The sequence below is a fragment of the Bradyrhizobium sp. PMVTL-01 genome, assembly GCF_051861855.1.
Classification (GTDB): Bacteria; Pseudomonadota; Alphaproteobacteria; order Rhizobiales; family Xanthobacteraceae; genus Bradyrhizobium.
Map to the genome: position 1 here is coordinate 998,918 of NZ_CP193982.1, position 17,892 is coordinate 1,016,809.

The 17,892-nt window shown below is 64.9% G+C and carries 18 protein-coding genes, 1 tRNA gene and 1 pseudogene; 6 read left to right on the forward strand and 14 right to left on the reverse strand.

The window, feature by feature from the left end; translation table 11 throughout:
• Positions 1 to 2: 2 nt before the first annotated feature.
• The gene (locus ACRQ5Q_RS04670; RefSeq protein WP_439371299.1) at positions 3 to 755 is read right to left on the reverse strand and encodes a sulfite exporter TauE/SafE family protein; all 753 of its coding nucleotides are present in this window, start codon (positions 753 to 755) and stop codon (positions 3 to 5) included.
• Positions 756 to 847: 92 nt separating this feature from the next.
• Between ACRQ5Q_RS04670 and ACRQ5Q_RS04675 the strand changes: the two genes are divergently transcribed.
• Entirely contained in the window at positions 848 to 1,738 is an 891-nt protein-coding gene (locus ACRQ5Q_RS04675) for a LysR substrate-binding domain-containing protein (RefSeq protein WP_439396248.1), read from the forward strand.
• A gap of 115 nt (positions 1,739 to 1,853) precedes the next feature.
• Here ACRQ5Q_RS04675 and ACRQ5Q_RS04680 read toward each other — a convergent pair.
• The 3 genes and pseudogenes from ACRQ5Q_RS04680 to ACRQ5Q_RS04690 form a co-directional block, all read right to left on the reverse strand.
• Positions 1,854 to 1,967, reverse strand: a pseudogene (locus ACRQ5Q_RS04680) (tripartite tricarboxylate transporter substrate binding protein); the annotation flags it as partial.
• Positions 1,964 to 2,746: a histidinol-phosphatase gene (gene hisN / locus ACRQ5Q_RS04685; protein WP_439371296.1), complete on the reverse strand. Its 783-nt coding sequence runs from the start codon at positions 2,744 to 2,746 to the stop codon at positions 1,964 to 1,966. The pseudogene ACRQ5Q_RS04680 and the gene hisN, both read right to left, overlap by 4 nt.
• 526 nt (positions 2,747 to 3,272) lie before the next feature.
• The gene (locus tag ACRQ5Q_RS04690; protein ID WP_439371295.1) at positions 3,273 to 4,163 is read right to left on the reverse strand and encodes an N-formylglutamate amidohydrolase; all 891 of its coding nucleotides are present in this window, start codon (positions 4,161 to 4,163) and stop codon (positions 3,273 to 3,275) included.
• Between the two features lie 352 nt (positions 4,164 to 4,515).
• On the opposite strand from ACRQ5Q_RS04690, the gene cpdR reads away from it, so the two are divergent.
• Entirely contained in the window at positions 4,516 to 4,875 is a 360-nt protein-coding gene (gene cpdR / locus ACRQ5Q_RS04695; protein WP_007597092.1) for a cell cycle two-component system response regulator CpdR, read from the forward strand.
• 72 nt (positions 4,876 to 4,947) lie between these two features.
• Positions 4,948 to 5,022, forward strand: a tRNA-Val gene (locus ACRQ5Q_RS04700).
• 99 nt (positions 5,023 to 5,121) lie between these two features.
• Here the strand turns inward: ACRQ5Q_RS04700 and ACRQ5Q_RS04705 are convergent.
• Complete coding sequence (locus ACRQ5Q_RS04705) at positions 5,122 to 5,646, reverse strand: DUF4440 domain-containing protein (RefSeq protein WP_439396249.1); 525 nt, start codon at positions 5,644 to 5,646, stop codon at positions 5,122 to 5,124.
• A 242-nt stretch (positions 5,647 to 5,888) separates the two neighbouring features.
• Here ACRQ5Q_RS04705 and ACRQ5Q_RS04710 point away from each other — a divergent pair, with 242 nt between their 5' ends.
• Entirely contained in the window at positions 5,889 to 6,128 is a 240-nt protein-coding gene (locus ACRQ5Q_RS04710) for a hypothetical protein (RefSeq protein ID WP_439371293.1), read from the forward strand.
• A 221-nt stretch (positions 6,129 to 6,349) separates the two neighbouring features.
• Here the strand turns inward: ACRQ5Q_RS04710 and ACRQ5Q_RS04715 are convergent, their stop codons facing one another.
• Complete coding sequence (locus ACRQ5Q_RS04715; protein WP_439371292.1) at positions 6,350 to 7,441, reverse strand: enolase C-terminal domain-like protein; 1,092 nt, start codon at positions 7,439 to 7,441, stop codon at positions 6,350 to 6,352.
• A gap of 190 nt (positions 7,442 to 7,631) precedes the next feature.
• Here ACRQ5Q_RS04715 and ACRQ5Q_RS04720 point away from each other — a divergent pair, with 190 nt between their 5' ends.
• A complete protein-coding gene (locus ACRQ5Q_RS04720) occupies positions 7,632 to 9,194 on the forward strand; it encodes an adenylate/guanylate cyclase domain-containing protein (protein ID WP_439396251.1) in 1,563 nt (520 codons plus the stop codon).
• A 237-nt stretch (positions 9,195 to 9,431) separates the two neighbouring features.
• Here the strand turns inward: ACRQ5Q_RS04720 and ACRQ5Q_RS04725 are convergent, their stop codons facing one another.
• The 5 genes from ACRQ5Q_RS04725 to ACRQ5Q_RS04745 all read right to left on the reverse strand — a co-directional run bounded on the left by ACRQ5Q_RS04725 (position 9,432) and on the right by ACRQ5Q_RS04745 (position 13,827).
• Positions 9,432 to 10,658, reverse strand: a complete 1,227-nt coding sequence (locus tag ACRQ5Q_RS04725; protein ID WP_439371290.1) for an ABC transporter substrate-binding protein — start codon at positions 10,656 to 10,658, stop codon at positions 9,432 to 9,434.
• A 418-nt stretch (positions 10,659 to 11,076) separates the two neighbouring features.
• Positions 11,077 to 11,997 (reverse strand): alpha/beta hydrolase, encoded by a 921-nt coding sequence (locus ACRQ5Q_RS04730; RefSeq protein ID WP_439399686.1) that lies wholly within the window; start codon positions 11,995 to 11,997, stop codon positions 11,077 to 11,079.
• Between the two features lie 124 nt (positions 11,998 to 12,121).
• Complete coding sequence (locus tag ACRQ5Q_RS04735; protein WP_439371289.1) at positions 12,122 to 12,610, reverse strand: hypothetical protein; 489 nt, start codon at positions 12,608 to 12,610, stop codon at positions 12,122 to 12,124.
• A gap of 17 nt (positions 12,611 to 12,627) precedes the next feature.
• Entirely contained in the window at positions 12,628 to 13,038 is a 411-nt protein-coding gene (locus ACRQ5Q_RS04740) for a DUF3606 domain-containing protein (RefSeq protein WP_439371288.1), read from the reverse strand.
• 204 nt (positions 13,039 to 13,242) lie between these two features.
• The gene (locus ACRQ5Q_RS04745; RefSeq protein ID WP_439396253.1) at positions 13,243 to 13,827 is read right to left on the reverse strand and encodes an alpha-ketoglutarate-dependent dioxygenase AlkB; all 585 of its coding nucleotides are present in this window, start codon (positions 13,825 to 13,827) and stop codon (positions 13,243 to 13,245) included.
• Positions 13,828 to 13,898: 71 nt separating this feature from the next.
• Between ACRQ5Q_RS04745 and ACRQ5Q_RS04750 the strand changes: the two genes are divergently transcribed.
• On the forward strand, positions 13,899 to 14,039 hold the full coding sequence (locus ACRQ5Q_RS04750; RefSeq protein ID WP_439371286.1) for a hypothetical protein: 141 nt from the start codon (positions 13,899 to 13,901) through the stop codon (positions 14,037 to 14,039).
• Here the strand turns inward: ACRQ5Q_RS04750 and ACRQ5Q_RS04755 are convergent.
• The 3 genes from ACRQ5Q_RS04755 to ACRQ5Q_RS04765 are packed head-to-tail and all read right to left on the reverse strand — an operon-like array spanning position 14,036 to position 17,688.
• Positions 14,036 to 15,622, reverse strand: a complete 1,587-nt coding sequence (locus ACRQ5Q_RS04755) for an ATP-binding protein (protein WP_439396255.1) — start codon at positions 15,620 to 15,622, stop codon at positions 14,036 to 14,038. The two genes, ACRQ5Q_RS04750 and ACRQ5Q_RS04755, sit on opposite strands and share 4 nt — an antisense overlap.
• The gene (locus tag ACRQ5Q_RS04760) at positions 15,619 to 16,323 is read right to left on the reverse strand and encodes a response regulator transcription factor (protein ID WP_439371284.1); all 705 of its coding nucleotides are present in this window, start codon (positions 16,321 to 16,323) and stop codon (positions 15,619 to 15,621) included. The genes ACRQ5Q_RS04755 and ACRQ5Q_RS04760 overlap by 4 nt, the downstream gene beginning before the upstream one ends.
• A 12-nt stretch (positions 16,324 to 16,335) precedes the next feature.
• Complete coding sequence (locus tag ACRQ5Q_RS04765) at positions 16,336 to 17,688, reverse strand: DUF4153 domain-containing protein (protein ID WP_439396257.1); 1,353 nt, start codon at positions 17,686 to 17,688, stop codon at positions 16,336 to 16,338.
• Positions 17,689 to 17,892: the final 204 nt, after the last annotated feature.

Here is a 17,892-nt window from a genome sequence, read left to right on the forward strand (position 1 = left end):
AATTACGCGAACTCCTTCGCCAGCGCGCTGCCGGCGAGATACAGGCCAAGCAGGATCATCGCGATCAGGAACCAGCGGCGAAACGCTTCCGCCGGCATCCGCTGCCGCACCGACTGGCCGATGAACATGCCGGCAAAGGCCATGGCAAGGCCCACGGCGCCGGGCACGGCATTGGCCGGCGTCAGCAATCCGCCGGCGGTGAGGTTGAAGGCGAGCGCCAGCGTCGCGGTGGTGAAGAACACGCCGAGCGCCTGCACCAATTCGTCCTTCTCCATGCCGATCGCTTGCATGAAGGGCATCGAGGGGATCACCTGCACGCCGGTCGAGGCCGAGATCACGCCGGTAATGACGCCGACCACGCCGCCGACCCATCTCTCGTTCCTGGGCGCAACGCGGAAGTGGAACTTGTTCAGCCCGATCGCGGAATAGATGATGAGCAGCACGCCGAGCACGATCGTGCCGTAGCTCGCATGAGGACCGGTCAGCGCGCCGGCATTGAGCCAGCAGCCGATCACGGTGCCTATCATCAGCGGCCACAGCCGCTTGAGGATGTCGCGCAAGTAGGGGCCGACGAATGTCTGCCAGATATTGGTGACGATGGCCGGCACGATCACGATGGCGATCGCGCGGCTCGGCGCCATGCTCACCGCGAGCAGGCCCATGGAGACGGTCGGCAGCCCAAGCCCGATCACGCCCTTGACGAATCCGGCGACCAGGAACACGGCGGCGATGATGAAGAGGAGCGGGTCGATCATGCCGGCACATTGACCGAAGCCGCGATCAGGCACAATCTGGAGCTTACGGAGACAGCCTTCGGGCCTTGCGAAGGCTGGGGAGAAATCCGCCCATGCGTTTCGATCTCGTCGATCTCCAGCTATTCATCGCGGTCGCCGACCAGCGCAGCATCACGCGCGGCGCGGAGCGGTCGCATCTGGCGCTCGCCTCGGCCAGCGCGCGCATCAAGGGACTCGAGGATGCGCTCGGCGTCGCGCTGCTCAAGCGCGGGCGCCGCGGCGTCGAGTTGACGGCGGCCGGCGAGAGCCTGCTCGACCATGCCCGGCTGGTGATTCACCAGATCGACGCCATGCGTGGCGATCTCGCGGGCTTTGCCAGCGGCGTGCGCGCCAGCGTGCATTTCCTCGTCAACACCTCGGGCCTGTCGGAGCACCTGCCCAAGGCGCTGGCCGCATTCCTGCACGAGCACCGCGACGTCGCCGTCGACATCGAGGAGCGCGAGAGCACGGATATCGCGGCCGCGATCACCGCGGGCGCCGCCGATCTCGGTTTCGCCGCCGAGCATGCGCTGCCGGACCACATCGAGCGCTTCGTGTTCAGCGAGGATCATTTGACGCTGGTGACATCGCGGCGCGGCCCGTTCGCCGGCCGTCGCCAGATCGATTTTCAGGAGACGGGCGCTTGCGACTTCGTCGGGCTGACCAGCGCCACCGCGCTCCAGATGCACATTTCGAAACACGCCGCCCGGCTCGGCATGCGCCCGCATTACCGCGCACGCATGCGCGATTTCGATGCGATCTGCCAGATGGTCGCCGCCGATGTCGGCATCGCGCTGGTGCCGATATCCGCCGCGCGCCGCTGCGCCAGGCTGATGCCGCTCACCATGATCCGCCTGCGCGACGCCTGGGCCAACCGCAAGCTCGTGATCTGCGCGCGCAGCTTCAAGACGCTGCCAAGGCCGGCGAAGCTGCTGGTGGAGCATCTGCGGGCAGAGGCGGTGTGAGGGGACGCTTAGCGCGTTCTGCATCGGAGGTGCGCTCCCTCTCCCGCAAGCGGGAGAGGGTTGGGGAGAGGGTGTCTCCGCCGGGGTGATTCCCCGAGAGGCGAAAGCCCTCACCCGCCGCGCTCTCGTTGGGCCCGCCGTCCGGGAACGGCACGATCAGCTTGATCGGTTTTGTGGGAAAATTCTGCGCCGATGCCAATGACGGCAGCAGCACGCTCGCCTTTGTTATTGGTTGAGCAGCCGCAAGGCTTCTTCGTGAACCCTGGCATCGCCCGCGGCAACAATGCGGCCGCCGCCCTGGGCCGGCTTGCCTTCCCAGGTGGTGACGACGCCGCCGGCGCCGGTCACGATCGGGATCAGGGCCGCGATGTCGTAGGGCTTCAGTTCGGTCTCGACCACGAGGTCGACATGGCCAGCCGCCAGCATGCAATAGGAGTAGCAATCGCCGCCATAGCGCGACAGCCGGGCGCCCTGCTCGATCCGGCCGAAGATGGCCCGGTCGCGCTCGTTCATGAGCAGCGGCGAGGTGGTGTAGGTCGTGGCTTCCGCGAGCGAGGCGCAGCGGCGGACCTGGAGCCGGCGCTCGCCGGAGGGGCCCTTGTAATTGGCCGAGCCGTTGTCGCCGGAAAAGCGCTCGCCAATGAAGGGCTGGTGCATCATGCCGTACACCGGCGTGCCCTTGTGCAGCAGCGCGATCAGCGTGCCCCAGATCGGGAAGCCGCCGATGAACGACTTCGTGCCGTCGATGGGGTCGAGCACCCAGACATAGTCGGCGTCCTCGCGCTCATTGCCGAATTCCTCGCCGACGATGCCGTGCTGGGGGAAGCTCGCCTTGATCAGCCGCCGCATCACCGCTTCAGCCGCGCGGTCGGCCTCCGTCACGGGGTCGAAATCCTTGGTCTTGCTCTTGTCGTCGATCGACAGCGAGGTGCGGAAGAACGGCAGGATGGTTTCGCCGGCGGCGGTGGCGAGCCGTCCGATGAAGGCGGAGAAGTCGATCACCGTCACGGCGAGTTCCTCGAAACGAAAGTCAGTGTGAAGCTCGCTCCTGCGTAGCTCAATTCGCCTCTCGCGTGCAGCGCTGTCTTGATTTGCACCCCGGTATTTTGAATACCCGACATGGCTGCCCCAAGTGAGCCATTTGCTGGCCAAATATCGATCACAGAGTTGAAAACTTGGTTCCGACCATGCCTTGTTTGTATGCAAATGATGATCAACCAATTGAAATTCCTTATCAAAGGAACTGAATCTAGGTTTCTCTTAAAGCAACTGAGCCATGTGCGTAGTGCATGGGAATCGACGCAAAAGCCCTTGCACTTTGTGCGGCGCGGCCGCATATTGTTGCGGTGCGGTAGCGCTCTGCGTTACCGCTGCCCTCCTTGGGCGTTTCCTCCCTAGACTTGGGCCGCTTCTTCATCAGAAGCGGCCCTTTTTTCTTTGGCCCTGCTTTCGTTTCAGAGCGCGCAACAAGGCGAAGCGCAAATGCGTTCGCGCCGGATGCGCGCGCCGAGCGCGCGAAAAGAAAAGCTGTCGTCTATTCCGCCGCGGCCTGGAACGGGCCGAGATCTCCGAACGGGATCGTGGTGGCCAGCACGTCGGCGAGCACCGCGAAATCGGCGGCGACTTTCGCAAAGCGCGGGCTGCGCTCGCGCCGTCGCTCGTCCATGTAGATGGCGCGATTGAGCTCGAGCTGCACCGCGTGCAGGCCGCTCGCGGGGTTGCCGTAGTGCTCGGTGATGAAGCCGCCGGCATAGGGCTTGTTGCGGCCGATCGAATAGCCGAGCCCCGTCATGGTCTCCTCGACCCTGTCGGGCAGCAGCGGCGTGCAACTGGTGCCGTAGCGGTCGCCGATCACGACGTCGGGCCGGCGCGGCTCGTCCCTGCTGACGCCGACCGACGGCATCGAATGGCAGTCGACCAGCACCACGGTGCCGAACATCTGGTGCACCTTGTTGATCAGCCGGCGCAGCGCGCGATGATAGGGCTTGTACAGCGTCTCGATCCGCCCCAGCGCGTCGTCGACCAGGATGCGGTCGCGATAGATCTCCTGGCCGTCGCCGACCACGCGCGGAATGGTGCCGAGGCCGCCGGCGACCCGCATCGAGCGGGTGTTGGCAAAGCTCGGCAGGCGGCCGGTGAACATGCGGGGGTCGAGCTCATAGGGCTCGCGGTTGACGTCGACATAGGAGCGCGGAAAGTTGACCCGCACGGTTGGAAAGCCGCGCGCGCTCAAGTGGCCGATCAGCTCGTCCATGAACGAATCTTCCGAGCGCCGCAGCGTCGGCAGGTCGATCCGCGACGCTGCCAGAAATTCGTCCGGATAGGTCGAGCCGGAATGGGGCGAGTTGAAGATGACAGGCGCGCGCCATTCGGCGGGCTCGAAGATCTCGAACGCTGGCGACATCTCGCCGTCAAACCGGGTCATCTTCTCAGGCTTCGTCCCTTGCTCAGGCTTCGCCCCCTGTGGCGCCGCACGATCCGGCATGGCCCCGGATCGAATGATTCGGCCGGTCGAGCGGCTCTTATGTGTCGTCATTGTCCGGAATCGCAACCATTCTGCCAAGCGAAAAGATGTGATGGACGCTGGAACTGGTCTTAACCGTGCGGGCTCCGGGGTGGGGACCGGCTCGTCCGGCTCGATTGATTCGGAGCCCGTTCGGGTCCACAAAGAGCAGGCAGCGCAGCCGGCCCATGGTAAAGATTTTCACCCCAAATTTACCCTCTGTCGGGCTAAGTGACCTCTGCTGATATCCTCTGGGGATTCGACGTTTCCTGCCATGCCAAAGATCCTGCTCGCCGAAGACGACAACGACATGCGCCGTTTCCTGGTCAAGGCGCTGGAAAACGCCGGTTTTCAGGTCTCGTCCCATGACAACGGCATGGCCGCCTATCAGCGGCTGCGGGAGGAGCCGTTCGAGATGCTGCTGACCGATATCGTGATGCCGGAAATGGATGGCATCGAGCTCGCCCGCCGGGCCTCGGAACTCGACCCCGACATCAAGATCATGTTCATCACCGGCTTTGCCGCGGTGGCCTTGAACTCGGATTCGGACGCCCCCAAGAACGCCAAGGTGCTGTCCAAGCCCGTGCATCTGCGCGAATTGGTCAGCGAAGTGAACAAGATGCTGGCGGCCTAAATCGGCGCCGTTCCGTCCTTGCGCCGGGTCCCCTGAGCCGTTATAGGGACCCCACCGATGAAATGACCTCTAGGGCACGTAGCTCAGCGGGAGAGCACTACCTTGACATGGTAGGGGTCACAGGTTCGATCCCTGTCGTGCCCACCATCCTTCGCTCGCGATAGCAGAGAGAAGGATGCCACGCCGGAGCCCAACGGGCGCAGGCGGCTCGCAGTCGCGAGCCACGGTCGGCAAGCCCAATCCCCTCTATCTCAGTTCCGTATTCGCGACCGGCATGATCGAGGCGACGTGCCAGCCGGTCGCGTCCTGAACATAGGTCTGGCTGATCAGAAACGTATTCTGCTGCGGCGGCTCGCCCGGAAGCGCGCGCGTGAAAACGATCGGGACGAGGATCTGCATGGCCTCGTTCGAGAGCACGGCGACGTGGAATTTCGACATGTCGGGCTCGAGGTGCCAGGTGCCCTCGTAATAGCCCTTGAAGCGCGCGGCGACGTCATCGCGGCCGCGCGTCTCGATGCCTCTGGCAAACAGCAGTGTGCCGGGCGAGTTCAGTAGCATGGCCTTCACCGCGTCCGCGTCATGCGCATTCTGCGCCGCGATGAATCTTTCGAAGATGGCTCGTGCCTCGGCGTCGTTTGCGGCAGCACGCGCCCCTCCGGCCGACCAGAACGTTGCGGCGAGAAACAGCGCCGCGGTCACCGCCGCAACATGACGACGTCCTGAAAATCGCGGTGGCCTGATGGTGCTTGGAGACGTTTCGGGCCGGGTCATGTTCACCTCTGCGTTTGCAGGATTGTTTGAATGCTGATCGTCATACCATTGCTGGTAGCGCCCGCGTTTTCAGGATTGCATGATCGGCGGTAGTCACGAGATCACGGAAGGGTTAGTCGAGGCTGTCGGCTGTCGTGGCACGCACGAGGCAAGCTCTCGCCGCCCGCCCGAAGTTGAGTTATCGTCCGGTGCATCCATCGGGGCTACCGGCGCGACGGAGATGAATCGCAGTGAGGGGAACGATGCGGACGAGCTGTCTTGCCGCAGCGCTGGCGCTGATGGCGTCGCGCGCCGACGCCGCGATCATCGACTGGCAGGCCGAGCTTCAGCGCTGCCGCGAACTGCGTCAGAGCGTGGCGCCGCTGCTGCAGGCCGGCGAGGGGATCTCCGCCGTCGGCCGCTCCAACAGATCCGTCCGCCGCTGCATCTGGATACAGCGCATGGCGGTGCGGAAGAAAATTCCGGGCGCGGAGGTCTGGTAGTGTTACGGGCCATGCTATCGCGCCAGATTCCGTCGTTGCGAGCGCAGCGACTCGTCCGCCGAAGCCTCGGCGAAGGCGGAAGCAATCCAGAATCGTTCCGCCGTAGCGGTCTGGATTGCTTCGTCGCAAGGGCTCCTCGCAATGACGGTGGTGAAGAGTTGCGGCCTTGCGCAATTGCACACTAGGCCAGGACGACGTCGTCCTTGCGGCGCACTCCGTGATCACCCCACCAGATACTTTTTCACCGCCGCTTCGTCCCACGCGATCCCGTTGCCCGGCTCCTCGCCCGGGATCGCAAAGCCGTCCTTGATCGTCAGCCGGCTCGCCAGCACCGCGTCGGCCCAGTCGACATATTCCAGCCAGTGCGCCGTCGGCGTGACGCAGAGCAGATGCGCGCTGACTTCCGAGAACAGGTGCGTCGACATCTCGATGCCGGCAGCGTGCGCGAGCGCAGCGGCGCGGAGCCAGCCGGTGACGCCGCCGATGCGCTGCACGTCGGGCATCACGTAGTCGCAGGCTTCCGCCGACAGCGCGGACTGCATCGCAAACGCGCCGTCAAAATTCTCGCCGACCTGGACCGGCGTGCACAGCGCATCCGCGATGCGGGCGCAGCCGGCGTAGTCGTCGTGGCGGATCGGCTCCTCGATCCAGGTGAGGCCCTCGTCGTCGAGCATCTCGCCGCGGCGGATCGCTTCGGTGACCGTGAGCGCCTGGTTGTAGTCGCACATCAGCGTCACCTCGTCGCCGACGGCCTTGCGCACCGCGCGCACCACGGCGAGGTCCTCCCGCGCCTCGGGCCGGCCGACGCGGATCTTTGCGGCATGAAAGCCCTCGGCCAGCAGCTTGTGCGCCTCCTCAACTGCGGCGCCCGCCGGCATGATGCCGAGGCCCTTCGAATTGTAGGCCCTGACCGGTTTCGGTGTGCCGCCGAGCAGGCGCGCCAGCGGCAGGCCGCGTGTGCGGGCGAGCGCATCCCAGGCCGCCATGTCGATGCCGGATTGCGCCAGCCGCTGCAGGCCGGCGAGGCCCAGCAAGGTGAAGCGCTGGCTCAGCTTGCGCTCGATCTCGAACGGCAGCAGCTCGTCGCCGGCAACGAGCTCCGACATCTCCGTGACCATCGCGGTCAGCGGCTTCAAGGCGGAGGGCGTGATCGAGAACAGGTAGGCGTGCCCCACCGCGCCCTGGTCGGTCTCGCAGTCGATCAGCACCAGCGGCGCCCTGGCGACCGCCCCGGTCGAGGTCAGGAGCGGCAGGTTCATCGGCACGATCACGGGGCGCGCGTGGAAGCGCTTGATGCGGATGGTCTCGGTCATGGCACTGGTTCCGGAAGATCAATGCAGGTTCATGCCGATCTTAGACATTCGTCATGAAACGAAAAGGCGCCTGGCGCGACCACCATAAAATGGGGTTGCGCGGACCTGCTTTTATTGGCTCTGTGCCGCCGGAGGCCGTGCCGCAAATCCCGGGGGTTTGCGACAAAACCGCACACAACGGAGCCACAGGGTGAAACAAGAGATCACCGAAGAACAGCGCAAGAGCGGCGTCCTGACAGGTGCCGCGTTCGCTTTCCTGCTGCTCGCTTTGCCGCTCGCGGTATGGCTGGACCTGACCGAGCTCTCCAAGACCGCGCTGCGCCGGCAGGCCGCCGATCTCAATTCGGTGATCACCAGCGTGCGCAGCTATTACGCGACCAACGTGGTCGGGCGGGTGCTGGCCAATCCGAACGGCACCACCCGGGTCGTTCATAATTACGAATCCGTGCCCGGCGCGATCCCGATCCCGGCGACGCTGTCGCTCGAGCTCGGCCGGGTGATCGGCGCCCAGCAGGAGAACATCACCTACCGCTTCGTCTCGGACTTTCCGTTCCAGAACCGCGCCCCGCACCAGCTCGACAAGTTCGAGAAGGACTCGCTCGATGCCCTGCGCAAGGACCCCGAGCAGAAGATGGTGGAGACCGAGACCTCGCTGTTCTCAGACAAGGTCCGCCTGATCGCGCCCGTCACCATGGGGCCGGCCTGTGTCAGCTGCCACAACAGCCATCCCGAGAGCCCGAAGAAGGACTGGAAGGTGGGGGATATCAGGGGCATCCAGGAGGTGATCATCGCCCAGCCGATCGCCGCCAACATCTTCTCGTTCAAGTTCCTGCTGGCTTATTTCCTGATCGCCGCCGGCAGCGGCCTGTCGTTCCTGTCGCTGCAGCGCCGCCAGGCGCGCCGCATCAAGACCATGAACAAGGAGCTCGAATCCGCCAACGACTTCCTGGCCTCGCTGTCGATGAAGATCTCGCGCTACATCCCGCCGCAGGTCTACAAGAGCATCTTCTCCGGCCAGAAGGACGTCACCATCCACACCGAGCGCAAGAAGCTCACCATCTTCTTCTCCGACATCCAGAACTTCACCGCGACCGCGGAGCGGCTCCAGCCCGAATTGCTGACCCAGCTCCTCAATGAATATTTCACCGAGATGTCGGCGATCGCCCTCGAATATGGCGGCACCGTCGACAAGTTCATCGGCGATGCCATGCTGATCTTCTTCGGCGACCCCGAGACCAGGGGCGACCGCGCCGATGCGCAGGCCTGTCTGCAGATGGCCTGGCGCATGCAGCAGCGCCTTGCCGAGCTCAATGCGAAATGGCGGGCGTCCGGCATCGAGCAGCCGTTCCGCTCGCGCATGGGCATCAATTCCGGCTATTGCAATGTCGGCAATTTCGGCAGCACCGACCGCATGGACTACACCATCATCGGTGCCGAAGCGAACCTTGCCGCGCGCCTGCAATCGATCGCCGAGCCCGGCGGCATCGTGCTCAGCTACGAGACCTTCGCCCTCGTCAGCGACATCGTCCGCGCCCACGCCCTGCCCGCGATCACGATGAAGGGCATCAGCCGCGAAGTGATTCCCTATTCGGTCGACGCCCTGAACGACGCCGCGGCGGAAAAGAGCGGCATCATCACCGAGCGCGCGCCGGGGCTCGAGCTCTATCTCGACCCGGCGATGGTGAAGTCAGGCGACGCCGCCCGCGTGCGCTCACTACTGGAGAACGCACTGGCCTCGCTGAGGCCGGCGTGAGGGGGCGGGTTCGTTCTGAGTGTGCCCGACTGTGGGCCAGGAGACTGGTGCATCGCCTCTCCCGCTTGCCGGAGAGGTCGGCGCGAAGCGCCGAGTGAGGGTTCTGTCCTCTTGGGGGTTCTCGATTGCGGATGCACCCTCTCCCCAACCCTCCCCGCAAGCGGGGGAGGGAGCGCACCTCCTTCTTCGAGACGGTACAGCGCCGCTCTCCTACAAGCGGCTAAAGCACTACGCACCTCACCGCGCCGCGCCTTCCGTGAACGCCGTCTCGATCACGTCCCCAAACGGCTGCCACGAGCGGCCGTCGAATTGCACCAGCCGCATCTGCCTGATCGGCAGATAGCGCTCCGGCGAGGTGTTCATCCTGATGTTGGGCAGGGCGACCGACGGCTGATAGTCCCTGAGCGAGGCCGCCTGGCGCATGATGTTCTCGCGCGAGAGATCGTCGCCGCATTGCTTCAGCACCTGCATCAGCGCCTCGGCCGCGGCGTAGCCGTAGACCGCCGCGCTGTTGTTGGTGCTCTCGACCTGATGATACCTGTCCATGAACGTGAACCATTCCTTCATGGCTGGATCGTCTTTCCAGGCGGGATCGCTCGGATCCTTCAGGAAGGCCGCCGAGATCACGCCGGCCGAATTCTCCAGGCCCGCCGGCGCCATCGCATTGGCGATCGTGGCCGAGGCATCGTTCACGATGAAGACCGGGCGCCATTTGAGCGACGCCGCCAGCTTGATCACCTTGGACGCGTTCGACGGCACGCCGAGAAAGACGAAAATGTCGGCGCCCGCGCGCTTGAGGATCGAGATGTGTCCTTCGAGATGCTCGTCGTTGATGTCGAAGGCGATGTCGACGAGGACGTGGCGATTCAGGTCACCGAGGCCTTCCTGGATGCCCTTGTAGAGCTGGCGTCCGAACTGGTCGTTCTGCCAGAGCACGACGATCTTCTTCAGGGGATAATAGGCCTGGATGTAGTTGGCGTAGATGCGCCCCTCCGACCGGAACGACGGCTGCCAGCCCATGGTCCACGGAAACGCCCGGGCCTGGCTCAGCTCCTCGTCCCCGGAGGCGACGAACAACTGCGGGATCTTCTTCTCGTTCAGGTACCAGCGCGTGGCGAGATTGCCGGGCGTGCCAAACGAGCCGAACATCACATGCACGTCGTCCTTCTCGACCAGATTGCGCGTCAGCTCAAGCGCGGCCGCCGGATCGGAATTGTCGTCGCGGGTGATGAAGCGGATCTTGCGCCCGTTGATGCCACCGCGCGCGTTGACCATGTCGAAATAGGCAGCTTCCGCCTGGCCGATCGCGCCGAATTCCGACAGGGGTCCCGAATACGGCATGACATTGCCGATCCGGATTTCGTTCTCGCTTGGCACTTGCTCTGAATGCTGTTGCTGCGACATCGCGCCGAGCGATGCGACGGCAATCATGGACACGAACAGCATCCTGCCGATGACGCGCATGTTCGAACCCTTGTCGTTGGCCCCCAACGAGGTCGGCTCAATCCGCACCGAGGCGAGTTGATCTACGTCAAGCGTTTGGCGATCGTGTGGCTGGGGCGTTTGCTACAAAGCAGCGCAACTGGTGACGCCGACGAAAGCGGCAGGCGTGTTGACGCGCTGCATCGATTTCTGATCGAGTGGTCGTGTGGCACTTGCTCTTACCCTCCCCTGGAGGCAGGGCTATCGCATATGGATTTCACCGGGATCGTCCGCGGGCTTGCTCTGCCTCTCCCGCTTGCGGGAGAGGCCGACGCGTCGCAGAGCGCGGCGAGTGAGGGCTCTCTCCACGCTGGGCTACTCCGCAACCCTGGGCAATTCCGCCGCGGAGACAGCCCACCCGTGGCCCAGCAAAAGGTGAGGGTGGATGGCCGAGTGCAACCTACGGCAACCCGCGCGCCTCGAGCTGATGCACCAGCAGCAGCGTCGGTTCCGCAAGGCTGTCGCCGGAACCGTCTAAGCCAAACGCGGCGGCGATGCCGTCGCGGCTGCGCAGCAGCGCGCTGCGCGGGCAGTGGCCGGCGCCGCAGAGCGTCTTCTTCAGGGTCTCGCCCTGCGCCACCAGGCCGGCGGAATCGTCCGCGGCCCAGGCCAGCACGATGGGGACGTCGACATTGAGGATGCCGGGAAAGACCGATCGCTTGTCGTATTGCGTGGCGTCGGTACCGAGATAGGCCTTCTCGCTGTCGCTGGCGTCCTTGCCGACGCGGTAGATACCGGACACCAGCACGACGCCGGCGACGTCGGCGCGATCGGTCTGCAGTTCCGGATGCGCCAGCAGGGTGGCGACGTGAAAGGCGCCGGCGCCATAGCCAACCGCGACGATCTCGCGGGCATCGCCGTTGAACAGGTCGATATTGCCGTGAATCCAGGACAGCGCCGCCGCCACGTCGGTCGCCCCGGCAGGCCAGGTCGCCGATGGTGCCAGGCGATAGTTGACGCGGACCCCGATCATGTCGTTGCGCGCGGCAAAGCACATGGCCTGGTCCTGGATCTGGCGCGACAGCTCCGGCGCGGCGCGATCGCCGGTGAAGGTGTCGCCGGTCACGAACAGCAGCACCGGCCGCGGCGTATCCGCCTTGGTCGCGCTGGTGACGACATCGAGCACGTTGGCTTCGGCCTCGCCGTAGCGCAGGCCGCGCGAGAACGTGACCTGCTCGCACAGCCGCGCGGTGCCGCCGGCGGTGGTGTCGGAATCGGTGAGGCCTGCCAGCACAAGATCGGACGGCACCGCCGGCAGCGGCCCGTGCGCGGAGGCGCCAGTCGCGGTCAAAAGCAGGAAAAATGCGAGGTAATTCTTCATCATGATGCGGGCTTTGCGGGCCTTATATTCGCTCGCTTCCGGGGCCAGTCTTCTCAATTCGCCTTATTACTTGGCTGGCGTTGAGGCGATTTCACGGCGCCTGCGGCTCGTGCGCCCGGCCCGATCAATTCCCCGGCTGGAACGTGCAATCCGCCCCGCTGCCGTCTTTCCGCCTGATGGCGTTGGGATCGATCGTGCAGCTCAGCTCGGAGAGGCTCTCGAAGTTCGATCCCGCCCCGCCGTCGGGCGGCACGCCCGCCAGCGCTTCGGTGGCGAAGATCTCGTTGGCGGTGGAGCCGTTCACGGTCTTCACCTTCTTGCCGAAGGTCACCTCGCAATTGCGGATGGTGATGTCGACATTGCCGCTGCGGCAAACGATCCGGTCCGCGGTCACCACGATGGCCTTCTTGTAGGGAATGTCGGCATTGGCGGCGAACAGCATCGCCACCGCCTTCTTCTCGGCTCCGGTCAGGTCCGGCGACAGCGGCGCGATTACACCTGCGAGCGCCAGCGCGGTCGCGCCTGAGACCTTTGCGGGCGTGGCTGCGGCGGCGCCGGACGATGCTCCGGCAAGGACGAAGGCGCAGGCGAGGATCGCTGGACCGGGTCTCATCCCTTTCTCCCGGAGCCTCAAGCCGCTTTCTTCCGCTTGACGGTCCTCTTCACGGTCTTCTTGACGGTTTTTTTGGCCTTCTTCGCAGCCTTCTGGGCCGCAAGATAGGCCTCGACCTTCCTGGAGGAATGTCCGGCCGCCCCGACCACGAGCCTCAGCTTGGCCGGGGTGATCTTGAATTTCTTCGACCAGTAGCGGACCTCGTAGGGCTCGCCGAGCGCGATCCGGCTCTTGTCGGACGCGCGGTGCTTCTGGAGCTTGATGTACGCCTCGACCTTCCTGGCGGAGTGGCCGACCTTCTTGACGGCGTATCTCAGCTTGGCCGGGGTCACCTTGAACTTCTTCGACCAGTAGGCGAGTTCGTATTTCTCGGTGAGCGCGATCAGGGCGCGATCGGCGCCGCCCCGCTTTGCCTTGTTGTCGGCCATGCTTCCCTCCTGCCGTGGATGGCATCCAGTCTAGCATGCAACCGGATTCGGAAGGCAAGGCGCGAGCCTCGCGCCCGGCCGCGCGGAACGGCGGTTTTGCACCGGTGTGTCAAACGGTTGCGCTGCGCCATCCCGGCTCAAGCGGGAAAGCGGTTTCTACTGTGCATGGGGTTGTTTTCGCAGTTTTTGTTTTGGAAGGCTCGCCTACCGCCGCTTCATTGTCCGGAAGGTGATGGAGTAGCGCTGTGCCTCGACCGGCGGGATGCTGTGCTCCCATTGCGAGCGCGCCTCGCCGTCCATCAGATAGAGCGAGCGGGGCAGGGCTTCGAGCGTGTGGCGCTCCCACTTGTTGCCGCTACGGCGGCGGAAGCGAAATTTGCATGGCGAGCCGAGCGACAGGCCGAGCACCTTGTCGAAATGCGGCTTGTCGCGATGCCAGCCGATGCCGACGCCGATGTCGTATTCTGTGCACAGTACCTGCTGCACGCTGCCCGCGGAAAGGCCCGCCCATGCCTCGACCAGCCGCGCGGTGGGCGCGACCCAATCCGGGATCGGATCGGCTTCGGTGAGCCGTTGCAGCGCGTAGTCATAGCGGTAGCCGAAGGAGGCCACGCGCCGGTTGCCCTCGAACGCGCCGAACTGGAAGCGCTGCAGCGGCAATGCTGCGATGCGGCCGATCAGCTCCTGCTCGGCGGCGCCATCGATGAAATCGTCCGCATAGCGAAGGCCGGTCGGGCCTCCATCAGGATCGGCGAACAAGCCTAGCTGCTGTTGTGTCATTCCTCGCATTTCCGTGATGGAACCTAATCGCGGCTGGTGCGACTTATCTAATGACACGGGGAAACACGTGCGAGGCTGTCATGGCAGAGAAGCATACCGCCGATCCGGCAGAGATCATGCGGGCCACTGGTCATCCCGAGCTGGAATATGCCGCCGGCTGGACCATCGCGGGTCTCGTCACCATCGGCACCATCGTCGTCGCATGGGTGTTCGCGATCTAGGCGACAGGAAATTGAAGCTCGAAGGCGGCCCCTTGGTCGGTGGGCTTGAGTCGGATCGAGCCGCCATGGCTCGCCATCACCGCACGTGCGATTGCCAGCCCCATCCCGGTCCCGCCCTGGTCGCGGCGGGTGGTGAAGAACGCATCGAAGATCCTGTCGCGGTTGGGCGCCGAGATTGGCTCGCCGTCATTGCTCACCGTCACAAGCAGGGTCGTCCGCGCGTCGACCGCCTCCAGCCTGATTGTCCCGGCTTTGTGCCGCACCGCGTTATCGGCGAGGTGTGACAGCACGATCAGCGCCTTCTCCGATGACATGCCGATCGCCCGGTCCAGGCTGCCGCTGGCGTCGATGGAGCTTGCCGGAAAGCGGCTTTTGAGATCGGCGACCACGGGCGCGAGCTCGGTGCGCTCGTTCTGCGGCAGGCTCTCGGCGCGGGCGAGCTCGCGTAGCCGCTGTACCATCGCCTCTAGCCGCTGCGTGTCGGACAGGATGTTGGCGATGAAGGTGTTCTGCTCCGCCGGGGTCAGGCTGCCGGCTTTGCCCTGAACCGAATCCTGCAGCAGCTCGGCCGCGCCCTTGATCGAGGTCAGCGGCGATTTAAGCTCGTGGGTGAGATGGGCTGAGAACGTCGCGATATAGTCGGAGCGCCTTGCGAGCTGCTCGGCCATGCCGAGGAAGCTGTGCGACAGCTGGGCGAACTCCCGCGTGCCGTAATGCTTCAGCGGGTGGAACGCGTCGCGGTCGCCGCGGCCGATTCTGGCGGCGCGGTCGATCAATTCGCGCATCGGCAGCGTGATGGTGCGCGAGAACACCAGGCCGATCAGGATCGTGCCGAGGATCACGGCAAGCCCGGCCAGCACGAACTTGGCCCGCTCCTGGTAGAGATGGTCGAAGATGTTGCTCGGCGTCCGCGTCGTGTAGATCACTCCGGCAACGCGGTTGTTGACGATGACCGGCATCGCCGAGAACACGTGGACGCCGAGGCCGCGGCTGAAGGAATAGATCGGCGGCGGCGGCTTGTCCGGCACGCGGTTGCGCAAGGTGGCCCGGTACTGCCCGCGGAGCGCGTCCGCGACTTCCTCGACATGGGCGAGCGACTGCCCGACCTCCTGCCGCCCGGCGATCACCACGCCTTGCGGATCGAGGATGCGAAAGCCCGCCAGCGTCACCTTCTGGGTCTCGCGGATGATCGGCGTCAGCCTGGCGCCGATGTCGACATAGGCTGCTTGCGCCGGCCGGGACGCGGGCAGCGCATCAGGCCGCCGCCGCAGCAGGTCGTTGGCCGTGAGGTCGAGCGCGGGGCGGATCGGCGTGACCTGGTCGCCGGGGTCGGGCAGCACGCCCGGCGGCACCTCGGCGCCGAGTGTGAGGCCACCGTCGAGCCGTGCCGCGACCTCCTGTGCATAGATCGTCGCGAGCACGCGGCTCTGTGCGATCAGCTCGGCCTGTGTCTGGCGGATCAGCTGGTTGTCGTAGAGGCGGAAGAAGAACAGGCCGACCAGCGGCAGCACCGCGACGGTCGCCAGCACCGCGAAGATCACCAGCCCCAGCGACGGCCGCCATTTGTCGGGCGCCGCGCTCATGCCTCTTTCTCGCAGCGGCCGAGCTTGAAGCCGACGCCGTGGATGGTCTCGATCACGTTGTCACAGGCGAGCGCCGCCAGCTTGGCGCGGATATTGCGGATGTGGCTGTCGATGGTCCGGTCGGAGACCTGGATGTTGAGCTGATAGGCCGCCCGCATCAGCTGCTCGCGGTTGAACACCGAGGTCGGCCGGGTCAGGAACGCGCGCAGGATGCCGAACTCGATCGCGGTGAGCTTCAGCGGCGTGCCGGCGAAGATCGCGACATGCTGCTCGGGATCGATCAGCAGGCCGCCTTGCACCAGGGCGGCCGGCCCGGCCTTGGCCTCGCCATTGCGCGGGCTGAGGCGGCGCAGGATGACGTTGACCCGTGCCACCAGCTCGCGCGGGCTGAACGGCTTGGTCACGTAGTCGTCGCCGCCGATCTCGAGGCCGAGGATGCGGTCGATCTCCTCGTCGCGCGCCGACAGGAACAGGATCGGTACGTCCGAGCCTTTGCGGATCTCGCGGCAGACGTCGAGTCCGTCGAATTCGGGCATGCCGATGTCGAGCACGATCAGATCGGGCCTGTCGGCGGCAAAGCGGGCGAGCGCCTCCTTGCCGTCGCGCGCCTCGATCACGTCCATGCCGGCCTTCTTCAGGGCGACGCGGATGACCTCGCGGATGTGGCCCTCGTCGTCGACGATGAGGATGCGATGTGCCAAGAGATTCTCCGCTCACCCCGCCGGCTGATTGCCGGGCTGGCCCTTGGCCTGCGCGTCGAGCCGGCGCTGCAGCCTCCAGCTCCGAAAGCCCCAGGCACGCCACGCCAGGTCCTGCCGCTGACTTTCTACTAGCCGATCTCGACGGCCCGCAAGACAGTAATCACCCCCGCGAAGCGCGATGACCTTGTCGATCGCAGGCAGCGCCTGTGGGCCCAACGTGAGGAGGTAATTGGCATCGATCTTCACGCCGTTCCCTCCCATTTCACTGCTGTGCTTCAGATTGTAGTCGGCAATGAACGCATCGAAGTTCACCAGCGAGGCACTGTACAGCACGATCGTTAATGCGATCAGGTTGGCGCAGACGAGCCACCCGTTGGACCGGTCGAGCGCGATGCGGGCGACGATCAGGATCAGTCCCAGCGCCACCAGTCCCATCCAGATGAAGGCCGCAATGCGCCAATAGGTCAGCATGTAGATGCCGACATAGAGATCCAGGCGAAGGATGGAGGAAGCGACAAGCAGCACGTTCTGCCCGACCCAGAGATAGACCAGCGGCCGGATCACCCGGGATTTTTCGGCGGGGCCACCGGGGCGCATCGCGACCAGCACGAAAGCGGCCGCGAGCAGGGCGGTCGCGATCAGCGGATAGACGCCGCGATGGGCGTAGGCCGCATAAGTCATGTTGTCGGGCAGCGCGACCTGACCCCAGAGATAGAGGCCGTCGAGAATGGACTGCGCTGCGAACAGCAGGTTGAACAGGATCAGAGAGCGCAGGATGGTGGAGGGCCCCAGAAACTCCGGCGACACGAAGGGCGGAAGCGGGGGTGGCTCCACGGCATTGGCCTCGGTGGCGACGGCAATCTTCCTGCGCCGCCAGCGCACATGGATGAACGGCCACACCAGCGCCAGCATCATGATCCAGAACAGCACCCGCGGAACGCTGACATAGTCGAGGATGATCTTCGGGTTGAGCAGCGCGACCCATTGCTCGATCACGGGATTGGCGGCAGCGAACAGCGCGACGAACACGGTGCCCAGCACCACCGGCATCAGCCACAGCGCCATGCTGCGGGTGAACGCCGACATGTTGAAGACCTGAAGCGCTTCGGGGAAGAGTCGGAAGGGGCCGAACAGGACGAAGTTGCGCAGCGCGCGGGCTCGGTCGGCAAGGCCAGTCGTTTCGGGATTGGTTGCCAGCAGCAGGGCGATCACCATTGCTGCAATGAGGATCAGGAACGAAAGCGTGTTGAGCTCTTCGCTGACAGGCACGAGACCAAGGACGATGACGGCGCCCCCGATCGCGGCGCGGCGGATGTCCAGGGATGCGTGGTTGGAGGACCGAGGCGCTGACGATCGCGACCGCAAAGATCACCAGCGATAGCCCGGCCCGCTGTCCATAGAACAGCCAGTCGGCGAGCGCGGCGAGCACCAGCGCCATCGCGAGCTTGACCGATATGGTCGAGGGCCCGATCGGTTCGATGTCCGTCGTCGGCGTCGTAGCCAGGCTCGCCATGCGCAAATGACCTTTCGTGAATATCGACATCGTGCACTCTGCACGGCGCTTGCGCA